General features: G+C 69.0%; 23 protein-coding genes and 1 tRNA gene. 12 read left to right on the top strand and 12 right to left on the bottom strand.

Annotated features, from left to right (window positions below; translation table 11 throughout):
- Nucleotides 1-303 precede the first annotated feature (303 nt).
- A complete protein-coding gene (locus FZP69_RS13145; protein WP_152041867.1) occupies nucleotides 304-1,929 on the top strand; it encodes a carboxypeptidase-like regulatory domain-containing protein in 1,626 nt (541 codons plus the stop codon).
- An 87-nt stretch (nucleotides 1,930-2,016) separates the two neighbouring features.
- Here FZP69_RS13145 and FZP69_RS13150 read toward each other — a convergent pair whose 3' ends face one another.
- From FZP69_RS13150 to FZP69_RS22590, 4 genes are all read right to left on the bottom strand, one after another.
- On the bottom strand, nucleotides 2,017-3,234 hold the full coding sequence (locus tag FZP69_RS13150; protein WP_152041868.1) for an alanyl-tRNA editing protein: 1,218 nt from the start codon (nucleotides 3,232-3,234) through the stop codon (nucleotides 2,017-2,019).
- A gap of 120 nt (nucleotides 3,235-3,354) precedes the next feature.
- Nucleotides 3,355-3,891 (bottom strand): helix-turn-helix domain-containing protein, encoded by a 537-nt coding sequence (locus FZP69_RS13155; RefSeq protein ID WP_152041869.1) that lies wholly within the window; start codon nucleotides 3,889-3,891, stop codon nucleotides 3,355-3,357.
- Nucleotides 3,892-4,146: 255 nt separating this feature from the next.
- Nucleotides 4,147-4,231: transfer RNA gene (locus FZP69_RS13160), tRNA-Leu, on the bottom strand.
- Between the two features lie 205 nt (nucleotides 4,232-4,436).
- Nucleotides 4,437-4,586, bottom strand: coding sequence for a hypothetical protein (locus FZP69_RS22590; protein WP_192918579.1), 150 nt, complete (start codon nucleotides 4,584-4,586; stop codon nucleotides 4,437-4,439).
- 225 nt (nucleotides 4,587-4,811) lie between these two features.
- On the opposite strand from FZP69_RS22590, the gene FZP69_RS13165 reads away from it, so the two are divergent.
- Entirely contained in the window at nucleotides 4,812-5,378 is a 567-nt protein-coding gene (locus FZP69_RS13165; RefSeq protein ID WP_152041870.1) for a DUF420 domain-containing protein, read from the top strand.
- Between the two features lie 254 nt (nucleotides 5,379-5,632).
- Nucleotides 5,633-6,244 carry a J domain-containing protein gene (locus FZP69_RS13170; protein WP_152041871.1) on the top strand — a complete coding sequence of 204 codons (612 nt, stop codon included), beginning with the start codon at nucleotides 5,633-5,635 and terminating at the stop codon, nucleotides 6,242-6,244.
- A gap of 96 nt (nucleotides 6,245-6,340) precedes the next feature.
- On the opposite strand, the gene FZP69_RS13175 is transcribed toward FZP69_RS13170, so the two are convergent.
- Nucleotides 6,341-7,129 carry a DUF7839 domain-containing protein gene (locus FZP69_RS13175; protein ID WP_152041872.1) on the bottom strand — a complete coding sequence of 263 codons (789 nt, stop codon included), beginning with the start codon at nucleotides 7,127-7,129 and terminating at the stop codon, nucleotides 6,341-6,343.
- Nucleotides 7,130-7,306: 177 nt separating this feature from the next.
- On the opposite strand from FZP69_RS13175, the gene FZP69_RS13180 reads away from it, so the two are divergent.
- On the top strand, nucleotides 7,307-8,239 hold the full coding sequence (locus FZP69_RS13180) for a DMT family transporter (RefSeq protein WP_152041873.1): 933 nt from the start codon (nucleotides 7,307-7,309) through the stop codon (nucleotides 8,237-8,239).
- A gap of 197 nt (nucleotides 8,240-8,436) precedes the next feature.
- Nucleotides 8,437-11,484, top strand: a complete 3,048-nt coding sequence (locus FZP69_RS13185) for a P-loop NTPase fold protein (protein WP_152041874.1) — start codon at nucleotides 8,437-8,439, stop codon at nucleotides 11,482-11,484.
- Between the two features lie 138 nt (nucleotides 11,485-11,622).
- Here the strand turns inward: FZP69_RS13185 and FZP69_RS13190 are convergent, their stop codons facing one another.
- Nucleotides 11,623-11,817, bottom strand: coding sequence for a hypothetical protein (locus FZP69_RS13190; protein WP_152041875.1), 195 nt, complete (start codon nucleotides 11,815-11,817; stop codon nucleotides 11,623-11,625).
- Between the two features lie 206 nt (nucleotides 11,818-12,023).
- On the opposite strand from FZP69_RS13190, the gene FZP69_RS13195 reads away from it, so the two are divergent.
- A complete protein-coding gene (locus tag FZP69_RS13195) occupies nucleotides 12,024-13,565 on the top strand; it encodes an acyl-CoA carboxylase subunit beta (RefSeq protein WP_152043378.1) in 1,542 nt (513 codons plus the stop codon).
- A gap of 6 nt (nucleotides 13,566-13,571) precedes the next feature.
- Nucleotides 13,572-13,892: an acc operon protein gene (locus FZP69_RS13200; protein WP_240137624.1), complete on the top strand. Its 321-nt coding sequence runs from the start codon at nucleotides 13,572-13,574 to the stop codon at nucleotides 13,890-13,892.
- A 45-nt stretch (nucleotides 13,893-13,937) separates the two neighbouring features.
- Here FZP69_RS13200 and FZP69_RS13205 read toward each other — a convergent pair whose 3' ends face one another.
- The 6 genes from FZP69_RS13205 to FZP69_RS13230 all read right to left on the bottom strand — a co-directional run bounded on the left by FZP69_RS13205 (nucleotide 13,938) and on the right by FZP69_RS13230 (nucleotide 18,145).
- Complete coding sequence (locus FZP69_RS13205) at nucleotides 13,938-14,123, bottom strand: hypothetical protein (RefSeq protein WP_152041876.1); 186 nt, start codon at nucleotides 14,121-14,123, stop codon at nucleotides 13,938-13,940.
- A 38-nt stretch (nucleotides 14,124-14,161) separates the two neighbouring features.
- Nucleotides 14,162-14,806: a glycerophosphodiester phosphodiesterase gene (locus FZP69_RS13210; RefSeq protein WP_152041877.1), complete on the bottom strand. Its 645-nt coding sequence runs from the start codon at nucleotides 14,804-14,806 to the stop codon at nucleotides 14,162-14,164.
- Nucleotides 14,807-14,937: 131 nt separating this feature from the next.
- Nucleotides 14,938-15,135, bottom strand: coding sequence for a 30S ribosomal protein S17e (locus tag FZP69_RS13215; protein ID WP_152041878.1), 198 nt, complete (start codon nucleotides 15,133-15,135; stop codon nucleotides 14,938-14,940).
- A 106-nt stretch (nucleotides 15,136-15,241) separates the two neighbouring features.
- The gene (locus FZP69_RS13220; RefSeq protein ID WP_152041879.1) at nucleotides 15,242-16,474 is read right to left on the bottom strand and encodes a PGF-CTERM sorting domain-containing protein; all 1,233 of its coding nucleotides are present in this window, start codon (nucleotides 16,472-16,474) and stop codon (nucleotides 15,242-15,244) included.
- Nucleotides 16,475-16,619: 145 nt separating this feature from the next.
- Entirely contained in the window at nucleotides 16,620-17,255 is a 636-nt protein-coding gene (locus FZP69_RS13225) for a DUF447 domain-containing protein (protein WP_152043380.1), read from the bottom strand.
- Between the two features lie 56 nt (nucleotides 17,256-17,311).
- Entirely contained in the window at nucleotides 17,312-18,145 is an 834-nt protein-coding gene (locus FZP69_RS13230) for a triphosphoribosyl-dephospho-CoA synthase (protein ID WP_152041880.1), read from the bottom strand.
- Nucleotides 18,146-18,320: 175 nt separating this feature from the next.
- Here FZP69_RS13230 and FZP69_RS13235 point away from each other — a divergent pair, with 175 nt between their 5' ends.
- Genes FZP69_RS13235 through FZP69_RS13255 form a run of 5 tightly spaced genes read left to right on the top strand, consistent with a single transcriptional unit; the run spans nucleotide 18,321 to nucleotide 23,466 of the window.
- On the top strand, nucleotides 18,321-19,676 hold the full coding sequence (locus FZP69_RS13235) for an ABC transporter substrate-binding protein (RefSeq protein WP_152041881.1): 1,356 nt from the start codon (nucleotides 18,321-18,323) through the stop codon (nucleotides 19,674-19,676).
- Between the two features lie 20 nt (nucleotides 19,677-19,696).
- The gene (locus FZP69_RS13240; protein ID WP_240137627.1) at nucleotides 19,697-20,698 is read left to right on the top strand and encodes a branched-chain amino acid ABC transporter permease; all 1,002 of its coding nucleotides are present in this window, start codon (nucleotides 19,697-19,699) and stop codon (nucleotides 20,696-20,698) included.
- A complete protein-coding gene (locus FZP69_RS13245) occupies nucleotides 20,695-21,831 on the top strand; it encodes a branched-chain amino acid ABC transporter permease (protein ID WP_152041882.1) in 1,137 nt (378 codons plus the stop codon). The genes FZP69_RS13240 and FZP69_RS13245 overlap by 4 nt, the downstream gene beginning before the upstream one ends.
- Complete coding sequence (locus FZP69_RS13250; RefSeq protein WP_152041883.1) at nucleotides 21,828-22,670, top strand: ABC transporter ATP-binding protein; 843 nt, start codon at nucleotides 21,828-21,830, stop codon at nucleotides 22,668-22,670. Before FZP69_RS13245 ends, FZP69_RS13250 begins: the two co-directional genes overlap by 4 nt.
- 1 nt (nucleotide 22,671) lies before the next feature.
- The gene (locus FZP69_RS13255; RefSeq protein WP_152041884.1) at nucleotides 22,672-23,466 is read left to right on the top strand and encodes an ABC transporter ATP-binding protein; all 795 of its coding nucleotides are present in this window, start codon (nucleotides 22,672-22,674) and stop codon (nucleotides 23,464-23,466) included.
- Nucleotides 23,467-23,846: the final 380 nt, after the last annotated feature.

Raw genomic sequence — 23,846 nt, forward strand, 5'->3', positions numbered from 1 at the left:
GACCGTTACCCGGAGAGCATGCTCGGGGGGCCGTGACCAGCGTCTCCACGAATACGGCGGTCTCGCCCGTCGCGAACGCGGCACCCCTCGTCCCGTACGCGGTCGGCTACGACGTGGTCAGCGCGACTGCGGGACGGTTACCGACGACGACCCACACGGTACACGAACCCGAAGAGTCCGGACGGTGTGTCGCAGGGGGACACTGCGAGTGAGACGGACTGATCGAGTCGCCGGGCCCGGGGGCACTCGGTGGGAGTCGACAACACGCAGCATTAAAGCCGTGGATGCCTGAGTCAGTCGCACATGCAGTGGACCCCCCTGCTGACGGCCGTGCTGGTCCTCGCCGCGTCGCTCGTCGGTGCGTCGGGGCCAGCAGTCGCACAGTCACAGTCAGAGCAGGTCACCCTGACGCTCGAGGTGGTGGTGCCCTCCTCGAACGAGCGACTCGGAGGCGTCACGCTCGTCGCCAGCTGGGAGGACGGCGAGACGCGCGCCACGACCGCCTCCAACGGGAAGGTGTTCGTGGACGTTCCGCGGGGGGCCAGCGTCGATATCACGCTCGACGACCCCGAGTACATCCGGAACCAGCCGTACCGAATCCGCGTCGCGACCGAGAGGGAACACACGATCGAGGTGGCCCGGAAAGCCGAGGTCGACGTGGTGGTCAGTGACGCCGAGGGCCCGATCGCAGACGCCAACGTCGTGCTCCGTCAGGACGACACCGCGGTCGTCACCGGGCGAACGGATACGAGCGGCGTGTTCCAGAGCGGCACTATCGAACAGGGCCGGTACACGGTGTCGGTCGTCAAGTCCGGCTACTACCAGACCACGAGGGAGATCATCGTCGCGGGATCGCCGGAGCGATCCGTGACCATCGAACGCGGCCGCGTCGACTACGACGTCGTCGTGGAGGACGACCACTTCAGCCCCGCCGAACCGGTCGCGGACGCGACCGTCTCGATCGAGCGCGTCGGCGACCTGACGACCGACGAGCGGGGAAGCGTCGCGACGCTCCTGCCAGTCAACAGCGACCTCCGCGTGCAGGTGTCGAAGGACGGGTACGAGACGACGACACGAACGGTGTCGGTCGACGAGGCCCAGGGGTCGGTGACGCTGTCGATCAGTCGCGAGCCGTCGCTGTCGCTCACGGCAGTGAACGAGCGGGTCGTCGCCGGCGAGGTCGTCCCCGTCGAGGTCACGAACGCCTACGGCGAACCCGCCGCCGACGTCGAACTCCTGCTCGACGGCGAACCGGTCGGACGGACCGACGCCAACGGCGAGGCGACGGTCCGGATCGACGAACCCGGCGACCACGACCTCCAGGCGCGCCGCGACGGGACGACCTCCGAGACGGTGACGGTTCGCGGCATCGGCGAGGGGTCGTCGGAGACGCAACAGACCGAGACGGAAGCCGCCGTCGAGACGACGGCCGGCCAGACGACGGAGGCGGCCGGCGACGGCGGGTTCGGGATCCAGGGCCTGCTCGTGACGGTCGTCCCGCTCGCCCTTCTCCTGGCGCTCGGCGTGGTGATCGCGCTCGTGATCGTCCGGCGACGTGGGATCCCGGAGTGGCGAGAGCCGACGAGCGAAGGGGGCTCCGGCACCGGTGGCGTGACACTGGGAGGGTCCGGCGACGTGACGGAAACAGGAGCCGGTGGCGAGGCAGAGGGAGCGCTCGGCGGTGAGACACAACCGGACGCCGGTGGGGAGACACAACCGGACGCCGGTGGGGAGACACAACCGGACGCCGGTGGGGAGACACAACCGGACGCCGGTGGGGAGACACAACCGGACGCCGGTGGGGAGACGCAGCCGGACACCGGTGGGGAGACGCAGCCGGACGCCGGTGGGGAGACGCAGTCGGACACCAGTGGTGAGACGCAGTCGGACACCGGTGGCGAGGAACGCCGAGACGCCGGCGACGAGTAACCGTCGCCTCACGCGGAGATCATAGTGGGGCGTTCGTCGCCTCACGCGGAGATCGGTGTCGTGTTTACAGCATCGCCGAGACGGGGTCTAGTCGTCGAGATCGTCGCTGTACTCGCGGAGGAACGCCACGACCTCGGTGGCGTCGGCGTCGAGCCCGCCGCCCTGAGCGAACGGTGGCCCGCCGCCACCGCCGCCGCCGAACGCGTCGGTCACGGCGTCGACCGCCTCGCCGGCGTGGACCGCGCCCGTCGACGCGACGACGACGAACGGCCGTTCGCCGTCGCCGACGACCGCGACGGCGTCGCCGGCGTCGCCCACGGCCTCCTTCGCCGCCTCGCCGACCGCGTTCGCCTCGAATCCCGACACGGTCCCGATCCGCCAGACCGTGCCGTCGCGGTCGACGGTCTCCAGCGCCGCGATGCGCCCCGCGAGGAGTTCTCCGCGGAGCTCAGCCAGCTCCGCGGAGAGCCGCTCGTTCTCCGCGCGCAACGACGCCACGGTCTCGGGGAGGTCGGCCACGGCGACACCGAGTTCGCCCGCGCTGTCGAGCGCCGCCTCGTGGACCGTCGCGTGTCGCTCGATGCCGGGTTCGCCGACGGCGAACTCGACGCGGGTGAGCCCCTCTCCGGGGTTGGACCGCTCCAGCACCTCCACGGGACCGATCTCGCCGGTGTTCGAGACGTGGGTGCCGCCGCACGCGGCGACGTCCCAGTCGTCGATCGTCACGATCCGGACGCGCTCCGATTCGGCCATCACGCCCTCTTCGGTCTTCGTGTTGAACGCGACGTCGTCGCGCGAGCGTGCCTCCTCGGCCGGGAGCTCCTCCCACGACACCGGGCGCGACTCCCACACGATCCGGTTGACGAGTCGTTCCAGGTCCACCAGGACCGCGTCGTCGATGTCGGTCGACGTGGCGAAGTCGACTCGGACCTTCTCAGCTCCGATGCCGAAGCCGCCGTAGCCAAGATCGTCGAGCAGACGGCGGCCGGCTCCGTAGAGCGCGTGGCTCGCCGTGTGCGCACGCATACAGTACGTCCGGAAGTCGTCGTCGACGACGCAGTCGACCGTGTCGCCGACGGCGAGGTCGACCGGCTCGGGGTTCGAGGACAGCACGTGCGCGACCCGTCCGTCTCGCTTCTGGACGTCGACGACCTCGTGGCCCGCGACGGTTCCGCGGTCGGCGGGCTGTCCGCCGCCCTCCGGGTAGAACCAGGTTCGATCGAGTTCGACGGTCGACTCGTCGACCGCCGTCACGTCGGCCTCGAACGTCCGGACCTCGGGCTCCGCAGGGGCTCGTGAGTGCACGTCCGGCGTGGCGCACTTCGGGAGAAAAAAGCTTCCGACCCGAACGGTCACTGCCGCGGCCGGTTCGACCGATGCGTCTCGACACGTCTCGACGCCATCGGGGACGGCGACAGGGCTCCGCTACTCGTCGACCAGCCGCACCTCGAGCCGCTCTTCGAGCGCCCGGATGACCGAGCCGCCGACGCCCGCTCGCGAGGCGCGGCCCTGTTCGACGGCGAGGAGGTCGGCCTCGTCGACGTCGAGTTCCGTCGCCAGATCGCCGAGCTGGAGCCCCGCTGCCTGCCGTGCCTCCTCGACCTTGCCGCCGTAGCCGGAGACGAGGTAGGGGAGCCGGTCCTTCTCGTAGTTCGTCCCCTCACGCTCCCACCGGCTCGAGTCCCCCTTCTGCTTGTCGTACAGCTTCGCGGCACGCTGGGCGGCGCGCTTCTTGCGGTTGCCCTCGAACGCGGAGTCGTCGCTCGAACCGGAGCCGCCGGAGCCGGACCGCCGTCGGTCGCCCCCACCGCGCTGCTCGCCGTGGGGCGCGCAGTCGCCGCAGACCAGGAGGTTCGCGCCCGCGACGTTCGCCCGCCGCAGGTCGCCCGTCTCCGTTCCACAGAGCTCGCAGGCGTCGCCGGCATCGCCGCCGCCACCCGAGCCTGTCGAGTACTTAGCCATACGCTCCGTACTGGTTCCATCCGTTTAAATTCGCGGACAGACGCCCGGTTCCCGACGTTCTGTCTCTCTCGACCGGATCGTCGGTTCCGTTCGAAGCGTTCCGACCCGCCGAGGTGTCCGAGCCAGCCGTCGCTCGTCGGGTAGCGTTCGGAAGGATTGTGCGTGGGTGTTGTCCGCAGAGGGACGACACCTGCATCGACTTGCCTCGGCGGCGATGCCGCCTCGGTGTGGTGGCCCGTCGGGCCACCCGTGCGATGCGTGGGACCGGATTTGAACCGGCGGACCCCTATGGGACAGCGCCCTCAACGCTGCGCCGTTGGCCTGGCTTGGCTACCCACGCTCGCAGTGGCGTGTGCATCACACCGTATCCTGCCCCCGATTAAATGACTTTCCTTTCGGGGCAGGGGTGTCGGACCGAGACACCACGTCAGGACGGCGACACCGCGGCGCGAGTCGGGTCCGACTGTCGCGGATTCGAGAGCGTGTGAGACGGGCGCAGTCCGGGGACGACACCCCGGTTCGAAGCCGGCTTGGGCGGCCCCGGGTTACGGTCCGAACTCACCACCGAAGGCGAGTCCGGCGGTCACCTCTCCAGTACCGACGGCCAGGAACAGCGTCAGCAGTACCGCCAGGACCACGAGCTTCAGCACGAGTCTCGGGTGGCCCGCGGCGAGTGTGGAGACGCGGCTGGTCATGTGCACCGACCGGCTTCGGTATACGCCCGCGTGCCACGTATGTGTTGTGCCATCGCGTACGTCGTCCTGCCTCAAGACAGGCGTCCGCCGCAGACGACGAGGAACTCGGCACGGCCACCTCGAACGTCGAGACGGCTTCGACCGCTCGGGCGAACCCAGTCGCGGGGGCCGCATCCCCGCCCGAACTCCGAACGGTTTTCGTCCGTTGGCTCCTTCCGACCGCCTATGGAACTCCGTGCTCGTGCACGCGACCGCGTCCGCGAACTCGCCGCCGTGCTCACCGTCGTCTCCCTGCTCCTGGTGTTCGGCGCGGTGCTCGGGGCCGTCCCGCACACGTTGCTCCCCCGCACGTCCGACGCCGTGCTCGCCGCGATCCCGCACGTCAACGCCGTCGTCAGCACGGTCGCGATCGTCACGATCGTCCTCGGCGTCAGGGCCATCAGGCGAGGCAACTGGCGGCGGCACCGGGCGTTCATGCTCGCCTCCGTGGGGCTGTTCGTCGTGTTCCTCGTGCTGTACCTCTACAAGGTGAGCCTCCAGGGACCGGCACCGTTCCCCGGCCCGGACGCCGTCTACCGGTTCGTCTACCTGCCGACGCTGGCGATCCACATCCTCCTCGCTATCGTCTGTCTGCCCCTCCTCTACTACGTGGTCCTCCTCGCACTCACCCGACCCGTCTCCGAACTCAGAAGGACGAGCCACGCCCGGATCGGTCGCCTCGCCGCCTCGCTGTGGCTCGTGTCGTTCGTCCTCGGCAACGTCGTCTACGCGTTCCTGTACGTCGTCTACTGACTGGCCACGTCGTCTCCTGACCGGCCACGACCAGGTCGTCACCTCGGCGCGACCGTCTGGCCTCGGACCGCCATCCGCCGACCGACGGCCGGCGACCGACCACTGACGGCCGACGATCAGGCACGTCGACCGAATCGCCGGACGGACGACGGCGTCGACGAGCCGTCGGTGTGACCGGGCCGCAGCCGTGGCCACGACGACGAGCGAACGACCTCTGCCGAGAACTTCTTTACGTTCCACGCCAAGCCACAGGTGTGCTTCCGGAGTGGCTGTCGCTGATCCCGCCGTGGCTCCTCGCCGGCGTGGTGCTCGGCTCCGTGGCGTCCTGCTGTGTCGCCGTCGTCTTCGTCGTGGGCGACCGGCTCTTTCCGACGTCGCCGGTCGAGGAGGGTCGGCGCATCGACGGGACGGTCCGTCGCCGTGGCGAGATCCGTCAGTATCTCGTCGACATCGACGAACGCTTCCGCGAAGATCACACGATCCACGGCGAGACGGTCGCCTTCTACCTCCCCGACCGCGACGTGGCGATCACCTTCGACGCGAAGGCGTACTTCCGGATCGAGGAGGCCGGGACGTACACCGTCCTCTGCGAACACGAGATGCCGGGCCGTGGGCTCGGCCGGCGGCTCCCCTTCGAGGTGCCCGAACTCGAGCCCGAACCCGTCGTCGACGACCCCGTCTCCGTCGCGTTCGCCGAACTCGACCTCGACCCGAAGGCGTCGCCCGACGAGGTGAAGTCGGCGTACCGGACGAAGATCAAGGAGGCCCACCCGGACCACGGCGGCGACCGTGAGGAGTTCAAGCGACTGCAGGACGCGTACGTGACGGCTCGAGACCACGCGGCCGCCGAACCGGTGCGAGTGTGAAGAGGGGACGGCACCGGCAGCCGCGCCTGCTCGTCGTTTCGCCCCGCTCGGCGTTCTGTCCCGCTCGGCGTTCTGTCCCGCTCGGCGGCGTCCCAGTCACTCCCCGATCGCGTCGAGCAGTTCGTACGTCACGTCGCCGTCGCGCAACGTGTCGGTGACGCGACCCACCTCGTCGACGCTCGCGACGACCACGACGTCTTGACCCTTCGTTGCAGCCTCGCTCGCGACGGTGCCCGCGGCGACGCTCACCGCTGGTTCGACCTCGATTCGGCGGAGCGCGGCGACGGCCTCGACGCCGGCGGCGACGACGAGGTCGGTCGCTGCGACCGCAGACGCGAGGACGTCGCCGTCGACCGCCCGACTTCCCCCGTTCCGTGCCCGTGGGACCTGGTAGACGCGTACCGAACCCGGAGACATCTCGATGACGCCCTCGAAGCCCGTGACGGAGACGTCCTCACCCGCCTCGGCCGTCGTGGTCGCGACGCCCGTGGCCGGCCCCGCGTCGCCGGGCGTCGCGTGGAGGAGCCCCTCGCGCAGGCTGAGCGTCACGGTCTCGTCAGCCTCGATGCGGTCCGTGGCGAGCGCGGCGTCCTCCTGAACCGACTGGAGGACGTCCTCGGTGACGCGGTCCGTGAACCGGCGGATCGCCTTCACCTCGCGGAAGAGCCAGTCGACGCCCTCTTTCGTCACGCGGTACCGCGAGCGCCCCTCCTTCTCGACGAAGCCGTCGTCGACGAGGTCGCGGATGTACTCGCTCACGGCCTGAGACGTGACCCCCACTGCGTCGGCGATCTCGCCCTGGCTGACCGCCGGCTGCCGGTCGGCGATCTCGACGAGGACGCGGAGGCGCGTCGCGGTGCGCTTGTCCGCCAGAGCCCTGCTCATATCTGAGGCGAGGGGCGGCGGCGGTAAAAGCTCCCCCCGTCGCCTCGGCACGGTGGCCACGGCCACTGTCCGTCGTCGCCCCACCGTGGTCGGTCCCGTTGAGGACCGGTCGATCCCGTGGAGGGCCGGTTACTTCGAACCACCGTCGCTTTACTCCCCCCGTCCTTCGCCGCCGACATGGCCGACTTCCTCGCCGCCGCTCCCGAGGTGTACGTCCTCGCCCTCCTGCCGGCGCTCCTCTGGGGGTTCGAGCCCGTCGTCTCGAAGCGCGCCCTCTCGATCGGTGGCACCCCCGTCCAGGCGTCGCTCGTCGTCGTCCTCGTCGACGCCTCGCTGTACTGGGCTGGGCTCGTCGGCCTCTCGCTCTTCAGGGGTGATCCCCTCTTCCCGCCGCTCTCGCTGGAGACCGTGGTCGTCTTCCTCGCCGCCGGCGTCGTCGGCACGGCGCTCGGTCGGCTGGCGGTGTTCGCGGGCATCCAGCGCGTCGGCGCGTCGGTCAACAGCGCCGTCATCAGCGCCCGGCCGCTGTTCGCGACGCTCCTCGCCCTCGCCGTGCTCGGCGAACCCCTCTCGGCGTCGACCGCCGCCGGCGTCGTCGTCATCGTCGCCGGCCTCGCGGTCCTCTCGACGGCACGCGGCGGCGACCTCCGCGGGTGGCGGCCCCGGGACCTCGTGTTCCCGCTCGCCGCGGCGGGCGCGTTCGCCGTCGGGAACGTCCTCCGTCGGTTCGGGCTCACCACGTCGCCCGCGTCGGCGCTCGAGGCCGTCGCGATCAACGAGACCGCGGCGCTCGTCGTGGTGGTGGCGTACGTCCTCACCCGTCACCCCGACCACCTCCGGGCCCCGCGAGAGACGTACGGCTACTTCGTCCTCAGCGGGGTCATCACGGCCGGCGGTCTCCTCTCGCTGTTCGCCGCGTTCGCCCTCCCCGACGGTCGGGTCGCGCTCGTCGACCCGCTCGTGGCGACCGCACCCCTGTTCACCGCCGTGTTCGCCGCCGTCTTCCTCCGGGATCTCGAGCGCGTCACCCGCGGCGTCGTCGCCGGCGGGGTGCTCGTCGTGGTCGGCGTCGCGCTCGTCACCCTCGGGCCGGGCGCGCTCGGGGTGTGAGTGGGTTCCCGTCGATAGACCTCGTCCCAGCGTGGACACCGATCGGACGAGACGTGGTCACGCCGACGGATCACGCCGATGTGAGGGGTCCCGGGTGGGTGCTGGCGGACCCGGAGAACGGGAACCGCGTCGATTCGTTCCGTAAACCCGGCAGATAGCGTTATCCCCATAGATGACATTCAAATTATACAACCGACATGTCGACCCCGCAGGAGACGGCGAGCGAGACGCTCCCGAGGGCGCTCAACGACCGGGCGTCGACAGAGGACTCGCTGAACTTCGAGCTGTACGTCGAAGTGCTGGAGTCGTTCCTCCTGCACGCGAGCCGACCCCTGACCGTCTCGATCGAGGGCGAGTGGGGGAGCGGGAAGTCCTCGTTCATGCGCCAGCTCGAGGACCGGCTCTCGGTGCGCGGACACGCCACGGTCGAGTTCAACCCGTGGCGCTACCAGGCGGAGGAGGTGCTGTGGACGGCGTTCATCCTCGCGTTCGTCGACCAGATTACGGAGAGACTGGGCACGTGGGGGCGGCTCCGAGCCCGGCTGAAACTCCTCGCGATCCGCTCGCGGCACGAGTGGCGACGGACGCTCCTGTGGGCGGGGGCGACCCTCGTGCTGTCACTCGTCGTCTGGACCCTGCTCTCCGGGCTCTCCGAGGGGACGGCCCAGTCGATCCTCGGCCTTCTCGGGGAATCGCCCCCGGAGGGGCTGTTCGGAGCACAGGGAGGAACGATACTCGCGCCGCTGGGGGCGACGGCCGTCTCCGGGGTCGCGTTCGTCCTCTGGATGCGACGGAACGTCGTCGAACGGATCAGAGAGGGAGTCGAGTCGTACCACACGAGCGCGGCGTACGAGGACCGCGTCTCGTTCATCCAGCGGTTCCACGAGGACTTCGCGCAGTTGCTGGACGCCTATGTCGGGCACGACCGACCGGTGTTCGTCTTCGTCGACGACCTCGACCGGTGTGAGGCGTCGAAGGTCGCGGACGTCGTCGAGTCGATACACCTCATGCTCGCCGACGACGCGCGGCTCGTGTTCCTCCTCGGGATGGACCGCCAGAAGGTGGCGGGCGCGCTCGCGGGGAAACACCGCGACCTACTCTCGTACCTCCACTCGGGGGAGGAGGAGGAGCAGGGTAACGCCCGGCTCGACTACGGACACCGGTACCTCGAGAAGTTCGTCCAGATCCCGTTCACCGTCCCACAGATCCCGACGGAGAGCGCCACGAACCTCGTCGAGGCGGAAGCGACGAACGGAGAACCGTCAACCACCGGCGATGGAAACGAACCCAGGGGGCTGAAGCACTCGATTATTCTCTACTGTGGTCTGCTATTCTTTTCACTCGCTGACAGGTATTGGAGGTTCATTTCACGCCTACATCGATCCGGCCGCCTTCCGAACGAGGTGTTCGAGGGATACCCGGGGTATCAATCTGGGAGGCAAATATTCCACAAAAACGTGTTCCCAGAGAAGGTCAAGAGGGAACTAGCGTTGCGGAGATTGCAGCGAGAACCGGCGTGGGCGACTGTCCAAGGGTGGGATCAACAACGTTTCCAGGCGGTGATACAGCTCGTGGCGCCGACGCTCGAGAAGAACCCCCGACGGATCAAGCGATTCGTGAACCTGTACACGCTCACCGAGCTGCTGATGAGTGCGAAACGGGACAAACAGGACCGCTCGGAGGCCGGCGTGCAGGCGGCCGAGCGGCCGACGATGGAACAGATCGGGAAGTTCGTCGCCATCACTCTCCGGTGGCCGGGTCTCTTCGACGAGATACAGAAGACCCCGACCCTCATCGAGGACCTGACGCTCGTCGCGCTCTGGCGACGATACGACGAGGCCTACACCCACTGGCGGCAGGACGACGAGACACAGGCGCGGACCGACAGTCCGACCGAATCCGACGAAGAGCCCACCGACTGGGAGGACGGAGGAGAGGTCGGCACCTTCGAGACGAGGGTCGTCGACACGGTCAAGAAGCTGACGACCGAACTCTCCGCGGACGAGATCCCGGCGCTTCTCGACCTGCTCGTCGCGGGGATGTACCCCGACGAAGGGGAGGACGAATCCTCTGACGAGGACGAACAGGACCGCTCTGGTGGGGAACCGGACCTCGATACCGAAGACCGACAGGAGCAGCCAGCGACGAAACCCCGGCACGACGAGTTCGAGCCGGTCGCACGAAAGTACCGGTCGACGCTCCGGTCGCACGACAGAGTAGCGTTCTTCGAGGAAGTCGGTGCAGCGAGGATCCAGTTCTTGACCAAGGCCGACGAGACGTACAGCTTCGTGAACGAGAACGGGAACGTCGTGAGGACGCTGCTGGAGGCGTCTCCGAGCACCGCGATGATCGGTGAAGAAGAGTACGAGGAGATACTCGAGCTCCGAGATCTGCTCCAAGAGGACCCGACGAACACGGGGGGACGGCTCAGATTAGCAGAGCTACTCGCCACCAAGGGTCAAGTCGACAGGGCGGAGAAACACTACAGGGCTGCACTCGAACACTCGCCGGACAACGCCGGAGCGCACGTCGTATTCGCGCGCTTCCTCGAGGAGCAAAACCGAACCACGGAGGCGGACGAACAGTACCAGGCAGCGATCGAGAAAGAACCGGAGTGGCCGTATCACTACATCGAATACGCACAGTTCCTGGAAGCGGAAGGTCGGCCCGACGAGGCAGACGAACAGTACCGGAACGCTATCGACGTCGACCCGGACGGCTGGTTGTGGCGCAGGCGCTACGCGGAGTTTCTGGAAGCGGAAGATCGGCCCAACGAGGCAGACGAACAGTACCGGAACGCTATCGACATCGACCCCGACGATTACTCGTGGCGCACCCGCTACGCGAGGTTCCTCGTGCGACAGGACCGACTCGACGAGGCCGAACACCAGTACGAGACCCTGCTCGAACTTACGGTGGACCGCACCGTGCCTAGCTTCTGGTGCGACATCCACGTAGAGTACGCGGACGTGCTCGTTCGACAGGAGCGACCCGAGGAGGCCGAAGAACAGTACAGGGCGGCACTCGAACTCGACCCGGACTACTGGCCGAGCAACTGTGAGTTCGCGAAGTGGCTCGCTGACCAGGACCGACTCGACGAGGCCGAAAAACACTACCAGAAAGCAGTGAGTGGCGGGGTGATGCGGCCCGAACCCTACAGCGCGTACGCCGAGTTCCTCAGAAAACGGGATCGCGACGAGGAGGCCGAACACTTCGAACAGCGGGCGGAACGCTACGAGCAGTGAGTGCGTGCTCGTGGGCGATCGTACCCGCGCACGTGCTCGAACGTGACTCCACCGTCTCGACGACACGGCCCGACGGGGATGCATGTCTCGTCGACGCGGATACGTTCCTCGTACCCCGGTGTGGGTTTCCAGGCGCGCTCAGAACTCCGGCCCCCGTTCGCCCGGACTGCTCCCCGCCACGATCAGGGACGCGACGCTAACCACGGCGACCGCGAGCGACGCCCCGCCCACGAGGTAGTTCAGCGTCGGCGTCGGGAGCGGACCGAACAGCAGGACGACGAGGCCCAGCAGGAGGCCGATCCCGGCGAGTGCGTACGGGGTGGTGGGTCGCACCGTCACACCCCACGTCCGCGAGGGGACATGGATCGACGGTGAAACCCGAACGAACAAAAACACTCGCCGGACGGCGGTCGGCGGATGGATCGTTCGGACGGTGGAGCGACAGACTGGCGACGCGCGCCGTCGCCTCCGTATCCCGGAATCCTTTTGCTCCGGGTCGTTCACGTACCGCCAATGACATCAGGTGGTCCGACATGACGATGGAGGACCGGATCGAGGAACTCCGCGAGAAACGCGAGCGTGCGCTGCTCGGCGGCGGCGAGGACCGCATCGAGAAGCAGCACGACAAGGGCAAGATGACGGCCCGCGAGCGGATCGACTACTTCCTCGACGACGGGACGTTCAACGAGTTCGACAAGTTCCGCACTCACCGGACGTCGAAGTTCGGCATGGAGGAGAAGAAGCTCCCCGGCGACGGCGTCGTCACGGGGTACGGCGAGGTCGACGGCCGGACCGTGTTCGTCTTCGCCCACGACTTCACGGTGTTCGGCGGCTCGCTGGGCGAGGTGATGGCCGAGAAGATCTGCAAGGTGATGGACAAGGCGATGGAGGTCGGTGCGCCGATCGTCGGGCTGAACGACTCCGCCGGCGCGCGCATCCAGGAGGGCGTGAAGTCGCTGGCGGGCTTCGCGGACATCTTCCACCGCAACCAGCAGGCGTCCGGCGTCGTCCCGCAGGTCTCCTCCATCATGGGTCCGTGTGCCGGCGGCGCGGTGTACTCGCCCGCCATCACCGACTTCATCTTCATGGTGCAGGACACCTCGCACATGTTCATCACCGGTCCCGACGTGATCAAGACGGTCACCGGTGAGGAGGTCACGTTCGAGGAACTCGGCGGGGCGACGACGCACGCCTCGAAGACCGGTGTCGCCCACAAGACGTTCCCGGACGAGGAGACGGCGCTCGACAACGTCCGACGGCTGCTGTCGTACGTGCCCCAGAACAACGTCGAGGACCCGCCGCGGGTCGACCCATGGGACGACCCCCAGCGGGCGGCCGACGTCACGGACGTCGTGCCCGACTCGCCGCAGAAACCCTACGACATGACCGAGGTGATCGACGAGGTCGTCGACGAGGGGTCGTTCTTCGAGACCCACGAGCAGTGGGCGCGGAACATCGTCGTCGGCTTCGGTCGGCTCGACGGCCACTCCGTCGGCGTCGTGGCGAACCAGCCGCGCGCGAACGCCGGGACGCTCACCGTCGACGCCTCGATGAAGGGGTCGCGCTTCATCCGCTTCTGCGACGCGTTCAACATCCCCATCCTCACGTTCGTCGACGTGCCTGGGTACATGCCCGGCACCGAGCAGGAACACCGCGGCATCATCCGCCACGGTGCGAAGCTCCTGTACGCCTACTCGGAGGCGACGGTTCCCCTCCTCACCGTCATCACCCGCAAGGCGTACGGGGGCGCGTACTGCGTGATGGCCTCGAAACACATCGGTGGCGACGTCAACTACGCGTGGCCCACCTCGGAGATCGCCGTCATGGGGCCGCAGGGCGCGGTCAACATCCTCTACAGCAGCGAGCTCGACGCCGCCGACGATCCCGACGCCCGCCGACAGGAGCTCATCGACGAGTACCGCGAGGAGTTCGCCAACCCCTACACGGCCGCCGACAGAGGGTTCGTCGACGACGTCATCGAGCCGACCGAGACGCGCGCGAGACTCGTCGACGACCTGACGATGCTGAAGACGAAGCGCGGCGACCAGCCCGACAAGAAACACGGCAACCTCCCGATCTGACCGACGATGGCCACCACACCCGATCCCGAAACAGCGGACGACGCGACCGCCGACGCTGCTCTCGAAACCGACGGCGAACGCGAACTCGCGATCCCCGACGACGCGAGCGAGGACGAAGCCGCGGCCATCGCCGCGGCCGTCTCGGCGCACATGCGCGACCAGGAGCTCGCGGCAGCGGCCGCGGCCGCGGCCACCGAAGAGACGTGGCAGGGCAAGAAGTGGACGTTCGCCGGGCGCGTCGACGCGCTCCAGGGACGCACGACGCGCGTCCCCGACGGTAGCCCGACGGACGCCTGGGTCGCCGCGAACAGGGCCAGACGGTTCTGACCCGTCCGGGCGCGCTTCGGCATCGGTTCCGCTGGCGGTTGTCGGTCAGCGCTGCCGCCGGTCGAGCCACTCGTTGACAGCGATGGGGACGACGATCGCCAGGGCGAAGAACACCGCCAGGTCGAGCCAGTCGGGCCCGACACCGCTCGTGTCGACGAGGGAGCTGACGACGAGGGCGACGAGGATACAGGCCGCGATGACGGCGTTCTCGCGGGTGAAGACGCGGACCATACCGACCCGCCGAACCCGGAGCCGAAAGAGGGTTGCGGTCACCACGGGACAGCCCAGTCGTCGACGATGACGCCGTCGACCCCCGCGGCGCGAAGCGTCGGGACGACCGCCACGGGCGGCGTCCAGACGTTCACCTCGAACGTCGTGTCGTGTGCCGCGGCGACTCGCTCGGGGGTGTCGAGCACCAGGTCGTAGTGCGGGTGGACCGCGTCGCAGTCGAGCGCCTCGGCGGTCGCCACGGAGCCATCCCAGTCGTCGGCGAAGAGCAGCGCCCGCGGGAGCGACGTCTCCGCGAGCGCCTCGGGGTCGAACGACGACACCCACACGTCGGGGTGGTCGGAGACGGCACGGTCGACGTCGCTCGCGAGCCCGCCTTCTTTGAGTTCGACGTTCAGTCCCGTGGTCGGCGGGAGCACCTCGACCACGTCGGCCAGCGACGGGATCCGCTGATCGGAGTCGAGAACGCGCAGGTCACGGAGTTCGGACCAGGGTGTCGCCGACACCCGTCGGTCGACTCCCACGAGACGGTCGAGGGCCGCGTCGTGCACCACGACGAGTTCGCCCGACCCACACCGGCGGACGTCGATCTCGACGGCATCGACGTGTGGAGCCGCCCGTTCGATGGCCGCGAGCGTGTTCTCGGGGCCGCGTGCCGCACAGCCGCGGTGACCGATGAGTCGCATACCGGACGCTCGGCGGTATCTCTCAAGTACGCGTCGGCCACGTCGCTCGCGAGCGCGGCGACGCATTGGCCGGCTCGACGGCCTCGTCGCTCACGGGTGGGTGCGCTGACGCGGTCGGCCTCGAAGAAGCGTTACGCCGATGCGGCCTGCGTGGAGGCCTTCTTGCGCGTGATGTAGCCAGCGATTCGGTTGCGGACGCCCTTCGACTCGACGTTCGTGAGCTTCGTGACGCTGTCCTTGTTCGTCTCGAAGTCCGTGTTGAACGCCTCGGGATACCGCTCGAGGAGGACGTTCCCGAGCTGTTTCACGTACTTGGGTTTGATCGCCATGGGCGGTGATTGCCCGCTGGCGCACAAAAACGATTCGTTACGCGTCGTCGGTTCGCCGACGGTGCGTCGGAGACGACGGGAGATCGACGCGACGGGTGATCGACGATCACCCGTCCGTCCGCCGCCGAGCGGCGGCCGCCAGAACGACGACCGCGGCGAGCGCGGCCACGACCCCGAAGCCCGGCAGCCCCTCCGACGTCGACCCGTCGGCTCCCGACGCGCTGTCGTTCACGGAGCCGTTCCCGGTCGCCGAGGCGTTCGCCGTCTCGTTCGCGGTCGTGTTCGTCGTCGCGTTCGTTTCCGACCCCCCGAGCACAGACGTCGCGTCGTCGAGCCCGTCCGTGGCGTTCGCCAGGGCGGCCCCGGTCACGTTGTCGACGGTTTCGCCCGCGTCCGGCGTTCCAGCCGCCTCCGCCGCCTCGGCGTCGCCGTCCGGTATCGGCGTCTCCGCCGGTGTCGTCGCGGCGGTGGCGTCCTCGTCGTCGACGACCACCAGAGGTGCTGACGCGGTCGAGGCCAGGTCGTCGACGTACAGCGTGTACGTCCCCGGGTCCAGCGTCGAGGTGTCGAGTTCCGTCGACCAGCGTCCCGCCGAGGCGTCGACGGTGGCAGTCGTGCCGGTCACGACGCGTCCGTCGGCATCGAGGACGTCGACGGTGACCGACCGGCCGTCACCGCGGTTGGAGGTGCCCGACACCTCCACGCCGTTCTCGCGTGGGACCGTCCCGTTCTCGCCGATCGGATCGATCGCGAGCGACGGCGTCTCTCCCCGGAGCGTCAGCTCGACGACCTCGTCCCCGCTGTAGGCGTGTTTGACCGTGTCGACCGCCTGGTCTCGCGTCATCCTCGAGGGGAGCGAGTCACGGTCGAGCGTCTCCGTCGTCTCGAAGCTCCCGTCGGCTCGCGGGCTGACGACGAGCAGGCTGTAGCTCCCCCGCCGCGAGAACGCCGCGTACGTGACGGCGAACGTCTCGTCGGCGACCGACGCCGTCTCCATCGCCTCCGTCCGACCGGCCTCGTCGAGGAACGTCCCGCGCGGTCCGACGAGGTAGAGCCGAACCGCGGACACCGAGCCGTCGGTGCTCCCGGACACCTCGATCGAGTCGCCCACGGAGGCGGCGACCGTCGCCGGCGTCGCCGTCGCGTTCAGCGAGTCGCCGACGACGCGTGTCGTGTCGCCACTCACGCCGTCGGGCCGGTCGCCGACCGCCAGTGCTGCGGTCCCCACGTCCGGGACGACCGCGACGAGCGCGAGCGCGACGAGCACCGTGAGTACGAGCGTCGTGGTCGTGTGAGCGGTCTCGCGGGCGGCCGTTCGGTGTCGTCTCGTGCGTCGCATCTGTCTCCACGGGTGCCGACGAGAGCGAACGACGCCGTCGTCGGCTGTCGACCGATCCGTCCGTGGAGGGACACATCACTCTTTGGTTCGCAACCCCGGAGTTGATACTCGGGCGATCGTGAGTCGACAATCGCGCCAGAACGACTCAGCGGCGGTCGCGCCACCCGGTTTCGCGCGTGAGCCGAGCGAACGCCTCCCGCTCGGCCCGTCCCCCGCAGGTCTCGACCGTCTCGGCGAAGTACGCGAGACGGTCGAGGAGATCGGTTTCGTCGTAGCCGTCGACGTCGAGGCGCGAGGCGGCGACGGTGGCGTCGACGACGGCGTAGAACGCCCGGTTGATCGTGAACGGCCGGCGACGGCGGACCGCCCCGTCGACGGGACGGAGCCGCCACCGCTCCCGGCGGGTGTCGCCTGCCGTGTCCGCGTCGACCCGTTCGGCCGTGACGCGGACCCACGCGTCGGCGCTGTCGAGCACCGGCTCCGGCTCCTCGCGGATCGTGAGCGCCGCGTCGACGAACGTCCGGGGGTCGGTGACGAACTGGACGACGCCGCCGCCCCGCTGGTGAAAGTTCCGGCGGGTCCGGGTGTTCCCCCACGTCACGGCGTCGACGGTCGCCGCCGAGCCGGGCGACAGGCCACCGTCGGACGCGTGGAGGCCGAGCGCGGCGACGTTCCACAGGTCGTTCGGACCGAGCGTCGTCACGACGGACTCGGTGACACCGTCCAGCGCGACCGGCCACGACGACTCGTATCGCTCGACGGCACCAGCGTCCGTGGCCACCTCCGCGGCCGCGTCGGAGTCAGCGTCGCCCGCCTTGGACCCGTTCGACCGGCCACTCACACCTGCCACCCCCGTTCGAGCGCGACGAACAGCGCCGCGGCAGTGAGGTCGGCGGTCGTCCCCGGGTTGATCTCGGCGTCGACGAACTCCTCGGCGAGCGCGGCCGCCCTGTCGAGGTCGTCGCCGACCGCCGCGGCGCGCTCTTGCACCTCGCGGGCGACGTCCGGACCGTGCTGAGTGGCGACGAGCGTGTCGGGTTCCTCGACGAGGAGCCGGAGGAACGCCCGGGCGGCGCGTTCGGTCGCCGTCCCCTCGTCCGCGAGCACCTCCTCGGCGGCGGCGAACGACCGCGGGAACCCCTCGACCCACTCCCGGGCGTTACCGTCGTGCGGGGCGGACAGTTCCATGACCTCCCAGAGAGTCAGCCCGCGCTCGCGGATCTCCATGGCGGCGTCGGCACCGCGACGGACGTCCGGGAGGTCGAGGTCGGCCGGCGGATCGTCGACGGCGACGGGAACGTGCTCGAACGCCCGGTAGAAGTCGCAGGCGTCGGCGACGGTCGTCTCGCGACAGACCGCCTGCACGCCGGTCGGGGAGAGCCGGTTGCTCGCGGCTGCCTGCACCAGCGGGACGAGGTTCAACAGACAGCCGAACTGGGTGTTGCCGCCCCGCTGGTGGCTCATCCCCTCGACGCACTCCTCGAACGCGGATCCGATGGCAGCGTCCGCCTCGGCGGCTCGCAGACCGTCTCCCGCGCCGACGCTCCCCGCGAGGAAGTGTTCGAACCGGAGGTCGTCGTACTCGCGGTGCCGGTCGACGTTTCCCGGCTTGGGCGTCCCCGCTACCTCGAGGAGCAGCGCCAGCTGGGCGTTGTCTGCCGGAGTTCGCATCGGCGAGGGTAACGCGGCGGCACGTAAATGCTCTGCGCGTCCGCGGGGTCCTCGCGTGTCGATTCCCGCGGAGCCACGGACGACCGGGTTCGAGGACGAGGACCGGACGACCGGGCCACGTCCGGGCCCGGGGACTTCTACAACACTTAACTGGGTCTACTCGTCACTGAGTGGCATGCAGGGCAATCACGAACGGAGGCGGTCGACGAGACGGACGGTTCTCAGAGGGCTCGGTGCGGCCGGGCTGGCCGGTCTCGCCGGCTGTGCCGGTGGTAACGGCGGTGGCGACGGCGAGGGAGGGGGCGGCGACGGCGGCGACGGCGGCGGCGGAAGCGGCGACAGTGGCGACGGTGACGGTGGTGGCGACACCGGGACCGCGACGTCGATGTCGAGCGAGACGATGTCGTTCACCGTGGGCGTGACAACGTCGCTCTCGGGGCCGTTCGCGGTGTTCGGCCAGGCGGAGCTGGCGGGCGCGGAACTCGCCAAGGAGGATCTGGAGTCCGAACTCGACGTCTCCATCGAGATCGTGCAGGGCGATACGGAGGTCAACCCGAGCACGGGTCTCGACCGGATGAAGCGGCTCGTCACCGAGGACGGCATCGACTTCGGGATGGGCGGCGTCTCGTCGGCGGTCGCGCTCAGCATCGGCTCGTGGGCGTCGCAGAACGGGGTGGTGTACATGCCGACGGGTGCCCACTCGGACGCGATCACGGGCGGCCAGTGTGCGGAGTACATGTTCCGTCCGACGTGTTCGAACTCGATGCTGGCGAACGCCATCGGCGCGGAGATGACCGAGGCGGCCGACTCGTGGTACCTGATGTACTCCGACTACACCTGGGGACAGACCGCACAGGAGGCCGTCACGGGCATCCTCGAGGACGCGGGCAACACGGTCGTCGGCCGGAGCGCGGTCCCGTTCCCGCACGACGACTACTCGCCGTACGTGAACGAGGCGCGCGCCAGCGACGCCGACGGGATCGGCGTGCTCATCGCCGGCCTCGACATGCGCAAGGCGCTCAACTCCATCATCGACCGCGGCCTCGACGACCGCACGCTCGCCATGCACCAGCACGAGGACATCGTCTACTGGGGTCTCCCGAAGGAGACCGCCGGTGCGCTCGACCTCGCAGGGCAGGTGTGGGGGCCGGCCGCCCCGGGCGGCGATGAGTTCAAACAGCGCGTCGCGGACAACTACGAGACCGACCCCTACGTGAGACACTTCCTGGGCTACCTCTCGATGGATCAGCTCGTGCGCGCGGCCGTCCGGGCCGGCGGGTCGGACCCCGACGCGATGCGCGACGCGCTCGAGGGCCACGAGGTGACCTCCCCGGCGAAGGAGATCAAGGGCGGCGGGGAGATGTACTGGCGGGCGTGTGACCACCAGCTCGTCCAGCCCGCCTACACCGTCGCGGCGCGGCCGGTCGAGGAGATGCAGGACTCGCCGTACAAGCAGTGGTTCGACGTGCAACAGGAGTTCGCCGGCGACGACGTCGTGCGGTCGTGCGACGCCACCGGCTGCCAGCTGTGAGCGTCGGCACGTCACGCGTGGTGGCGACGCTACGAGAAGCCTCGCCCGCCTCGATCGCCACCGGCGTCGTCGCGCTGGTGCTCCTCGGGACGGCAGCGGTCACCCAGCCCGGGCTGTTCGTCGACAACGCCATCGGCGGTCTCGTCTACGGGATGCAGCTCGTGATGGTCGCGCTCGGGCTGGCGCTCATCCTCGGACTGATGGGCGTCGTCAACTTCGCTCACGGCGCGCTGTTCATGCTCGGGGCGTACTTCTCGTACCAGGTCGTCGCCGCGTGGGGCCTCCCGTTCTGGGTTGCCCTCTTCGTCGTCCCACTCGCGGTCGGGGTCGTCGGCGTCGCCATGGAGGTGACGGTGCTCCGTCCACTGTACAGCCAACAGCCCGTCATCGGCCTCCTCGCCACGTTCGGCCTGACGCTGATGGCCGAGGAGGCGACGCGCTCCGTGTGGGGTGCGGCACCCCTCTCGTTCGACGTCCCCGCGGTGCTGGCGACGAGCACCGACCTCGGCGTGACGCAGGTGGGAACGTTCCGGCTGTTCGCCGTCGGGGTGAGCGTCCTCACGGTGCTCGCGGTGTATCTGCTCATCACTCGCTCGGAGTTCGGCCTCACCGTCCGGGCCGGAGTACAGGACGGCGAGATGACGGAGTTCCTCGGCGCGAACCTCCCGGTGCGGTTCACCGCGATGTTCTTCCTCGGGGCGGCGATCGCCGGGCTCGGCGGCGTCCTGCGCGGTGCCGAGTTCGGGATGGGCCTCAGCATGGCCCAGCAGTTCGTCATCCTCGCGTTCGTCGTCGTGGTCGTCGGCGGCGTCGGCTCGCTGTTCGGGAGCGTCGTGGCCGGCGTGCTCATCGGCGAGGCGCAGTTCCTCACGCCGACGGTGCTGAGTTCGCTGGCGATGGTGACCGGCGTCGAGGCGCTGGCCGTCCCGGGCGTCCGGAGCATCGTCCCGTACGTCGTGATGATCGCCGTCCTCCTCGTGCGTCCACGGGGGCTGTTCGGCGAGGAGGGGTTCCTCGAATGAGTGGATCGGGTCGACCGGACGGCGGCGCGGTCGAGGAACACGTCTCGGAGACGTCGGTCGAGACGCTGGCCGACCGCCTGTGGTCGTACCGCGTCCCCGTCGGCCTGGTCGCGCTCGTCGTCTTCCTCAGACCCGTGGTCTCCCACCCGTGGTTCCTCGGCTTCGAACAGATCGCCACCACGATGCTCGTCTGGATGCTGTTCGTCGCCGCGTGGAACCTGCTGTTCGGCTTCACGGGGCTGCTCTCGTTCGGCCACGCGATGTTCTTCGGCTTCGGAATGTACGGCGTCGCGATCGTCATGGCACGGCTGGAGCTTCCCTTTCTCGTTGGCGCCGTCACGGGCGTGCTCCTGGCGGCGGTCGTCGGCAACTTGCTCGGGCGACTCATCGTCGAGAAGGGCGAGATCTACTTCGCCATGCTCACCCTCGCGGTCGGACAGGCCGTCTTCTTCGTCGTCAACCGCGACCCCTACGGTCTGACGGGGGGCTCGAACGGGATCACGGACGGGACGTTGCCGCCGTGGATCGAGACCTTTCGCGGAGAGAAGTCGCTCGTCCCGCTCCCCGAGTTCGCCAACGACTTCTACCTCCTCGTCGCGGCCGTCTTCCTCGTCTGTATGCTCGGGCTGTGGCAACTCCTGCGATCGCCGTTCGGACGGACGCTGATCGCGATCCGCGAGAACGAGCCGCTGGCGCGGGCGATGGGCGTCGACACCAGCCGCTACAAGATCGCGTCGTTCACCGTGAGTGCGGGACTCGCCGCCGTCGCGGGCGTCCTCCTCGAGTTGAACGACGGCTCCGCCTCGCTCGCCACGTTCGGCGTGCTCACGAGCGGGGACGCGGTGCTGATGGCGATCCTCGGCGGCGTCAACTACTACTTCGGCCCCATCACGGGCGTCTTCGTCTGGTTCGCCGCCGAGGACTACCTCACCGACTTCACGCTCCTCCAGTTGCCGCTGGCGGAGTATCCGCTCCTCACCGTGGACGTCTCCGGGATCCTGCAGTTCTGGCGGTTCGGACTGGGTGCCATCTTCGTCCTCGTCGTGCTCCTCTCGCCGAAGGACGGCGTCTACGGCTTCCTCCGGGGACGGCTCGTACGAGCGTACCGACGACTGCGGGGGGCCGGTGAATGAGCACGGTCGACGGGACGGACGCGGGAGACGAGACCGAGACACACCGGGAGACCGAAGGCGAACCGACCATCGACGCCCGCGAGGCCGCGCTGGCCACCGACGGCCTTGCCAAGTCGTTCGGTGAGGTGACCGCCGTCGACGACGTCTCGCTGCGCGTGCCCCGGGGAGAGCTCCGGGCGATCATCGGCCCGAACGGTGCGGGCAAGACGACGCTGTTCGACGTCGTGACCGGCGCGCTCGGCCCCTCCGGTGGGCGCGTGTGGCTCGCCGGCGACGACGTGACCGACATTCCCCAGCACGAACGGCCCCACCGCGGTCTGGCCCGGTCGTTCCAGGGGAACGAACTGTTCACCGATCGGACCGTGCTGGAGAACGTCCGCGTGATCGCCCAGATCGCCGACCGCGGCTCGTTCAGCTTCGACCTCTTCCGCGACGCCCGCGACGTGGCCCGCGACCGGGCGCTCGAACTCACGCGGCGCGTCGGCGTCGACGCCGACGTCGACACGCTCGCACGGAACCTCTCGCACGGCGACCAGCGACGCCTCGGCATCGCGATGGCGCTCGCGACCGATCCCGACGTCCTGTTGCTCGACGAACCGACCTCGGGGATGAGCCCCGGCGCGACGCAGGAGACCGCCACGCTCGTCCAGGAGATCCAGCAGTCGATGGGGCTGACGGTGCTGCTCATCGAACACGACATGGACGTCGTCCTCTCGATCAGCGATCGCATCAGCGTGCTCGACCGTGGGAGCGTCATCACCACTGGCCCGCCCGAACTGGTGCGGGAGAACCCCGACGTCCAGGACGCGTACCTCGGCGGGATGCGGGAGGAGCTCTGAGATGAGCGACACCACAGACACCGCCGACGGCGTCGACGACGCCGATGCCGACGACGCCGGGTCGGGAGCGTCCCCCGCCGAACCCGCCGACCCGCTGCTCTCGATCGAGGGGCTGGAGGCGGGGTACGAGACGGGACAGGTGCTGTTCGGCGTCGACCTCGCGGTCGGCGACGGCGAACTCGTCTCCCTCCTGGGTCGCAACGGCGCGGGCAAGACCACGACCCTGCGGGCCGTCGCGGGGGCGGACGTCCCGCGCGTGCTCGGCGGCGACGTGCGCCTCGCGGGGTCGTCGCTCGTCGGTCTGCCCGCCTACGAGATCGCGGCACAGGGCGTGGCGTTCGTCCCCGAAGATCGCCGGTGCTTCCCGCGGCTGAGCATCGAAGAGAACGTTCGCGTGGCGATCAACCACGCCCGCGACCCGATGTCCGCCGAGGCGGTGTTCGACTTCTTCCCGGAGCTGGCGAAGATGCGGACGAAAGACGCCCGCAACACCAGCGGGGGCGAACAGCAGATGATCGCCATCGCCCGCGCGCTCGCCGCCAACCCCCGGGTGATGCTCCTCGACGAGCCGTTCGAGGGGCTCGCCCCCTACATCGTCCGCCGGATCGAGGACCTCATCGCCGAGATCAACGCCGAGCAGGGGATCACCGTGCTGATGGTCGAACAGAACGTCGCGGCCGCGATGGCCGTCGCCGACCGTCACTACGTCCTCGACGAGGGCCGGATCGTCGCGCAGGTCACCACCCAGCAGTTGCGCGAGGACGCCGAACTCCGCCAGTCGTATCTCGGCGTCTGACCGCGGCTCCGTGTTCGATACTGTCGATCGGTGCACGCGTCTGGGCAGGGATGCCGATCACCGGACGGTGTGGTCATCTGGTGGGCAAACGTCCACGTTTCGGCCAGGAGTGCTAGCGCTTCTCACAAAATCGTTAAGTACGAATCCCTAATCATCGTTAGACATGGACGTCGCCAGTCCGCGCCACCCCGGTATCGGCACCGCGACCGCGCCCGTCGTCGACGGGAACGGGTTCGGAGCGCCGTTTACAGGGGCGATCACAGGCGGGACACTGGCGGCGAAACCGGCGACCCCGCACCCGGTCCGACCGCGTTACGTCTCGCGTCCGGCCACGAGCGACGACCGTCGGGGCGCCGGTGGTCCCCCGTGATCTCAACGGT

Origin of the sequence: Salinigranum salinum (assembly GCF_009176545.1) — an archaeon.
GTDB lineage: Archaea > Halobacteriota > Halobacteria > Halobacteriales > Haloferacaceae > Salinigranum > Salinigranum salinum.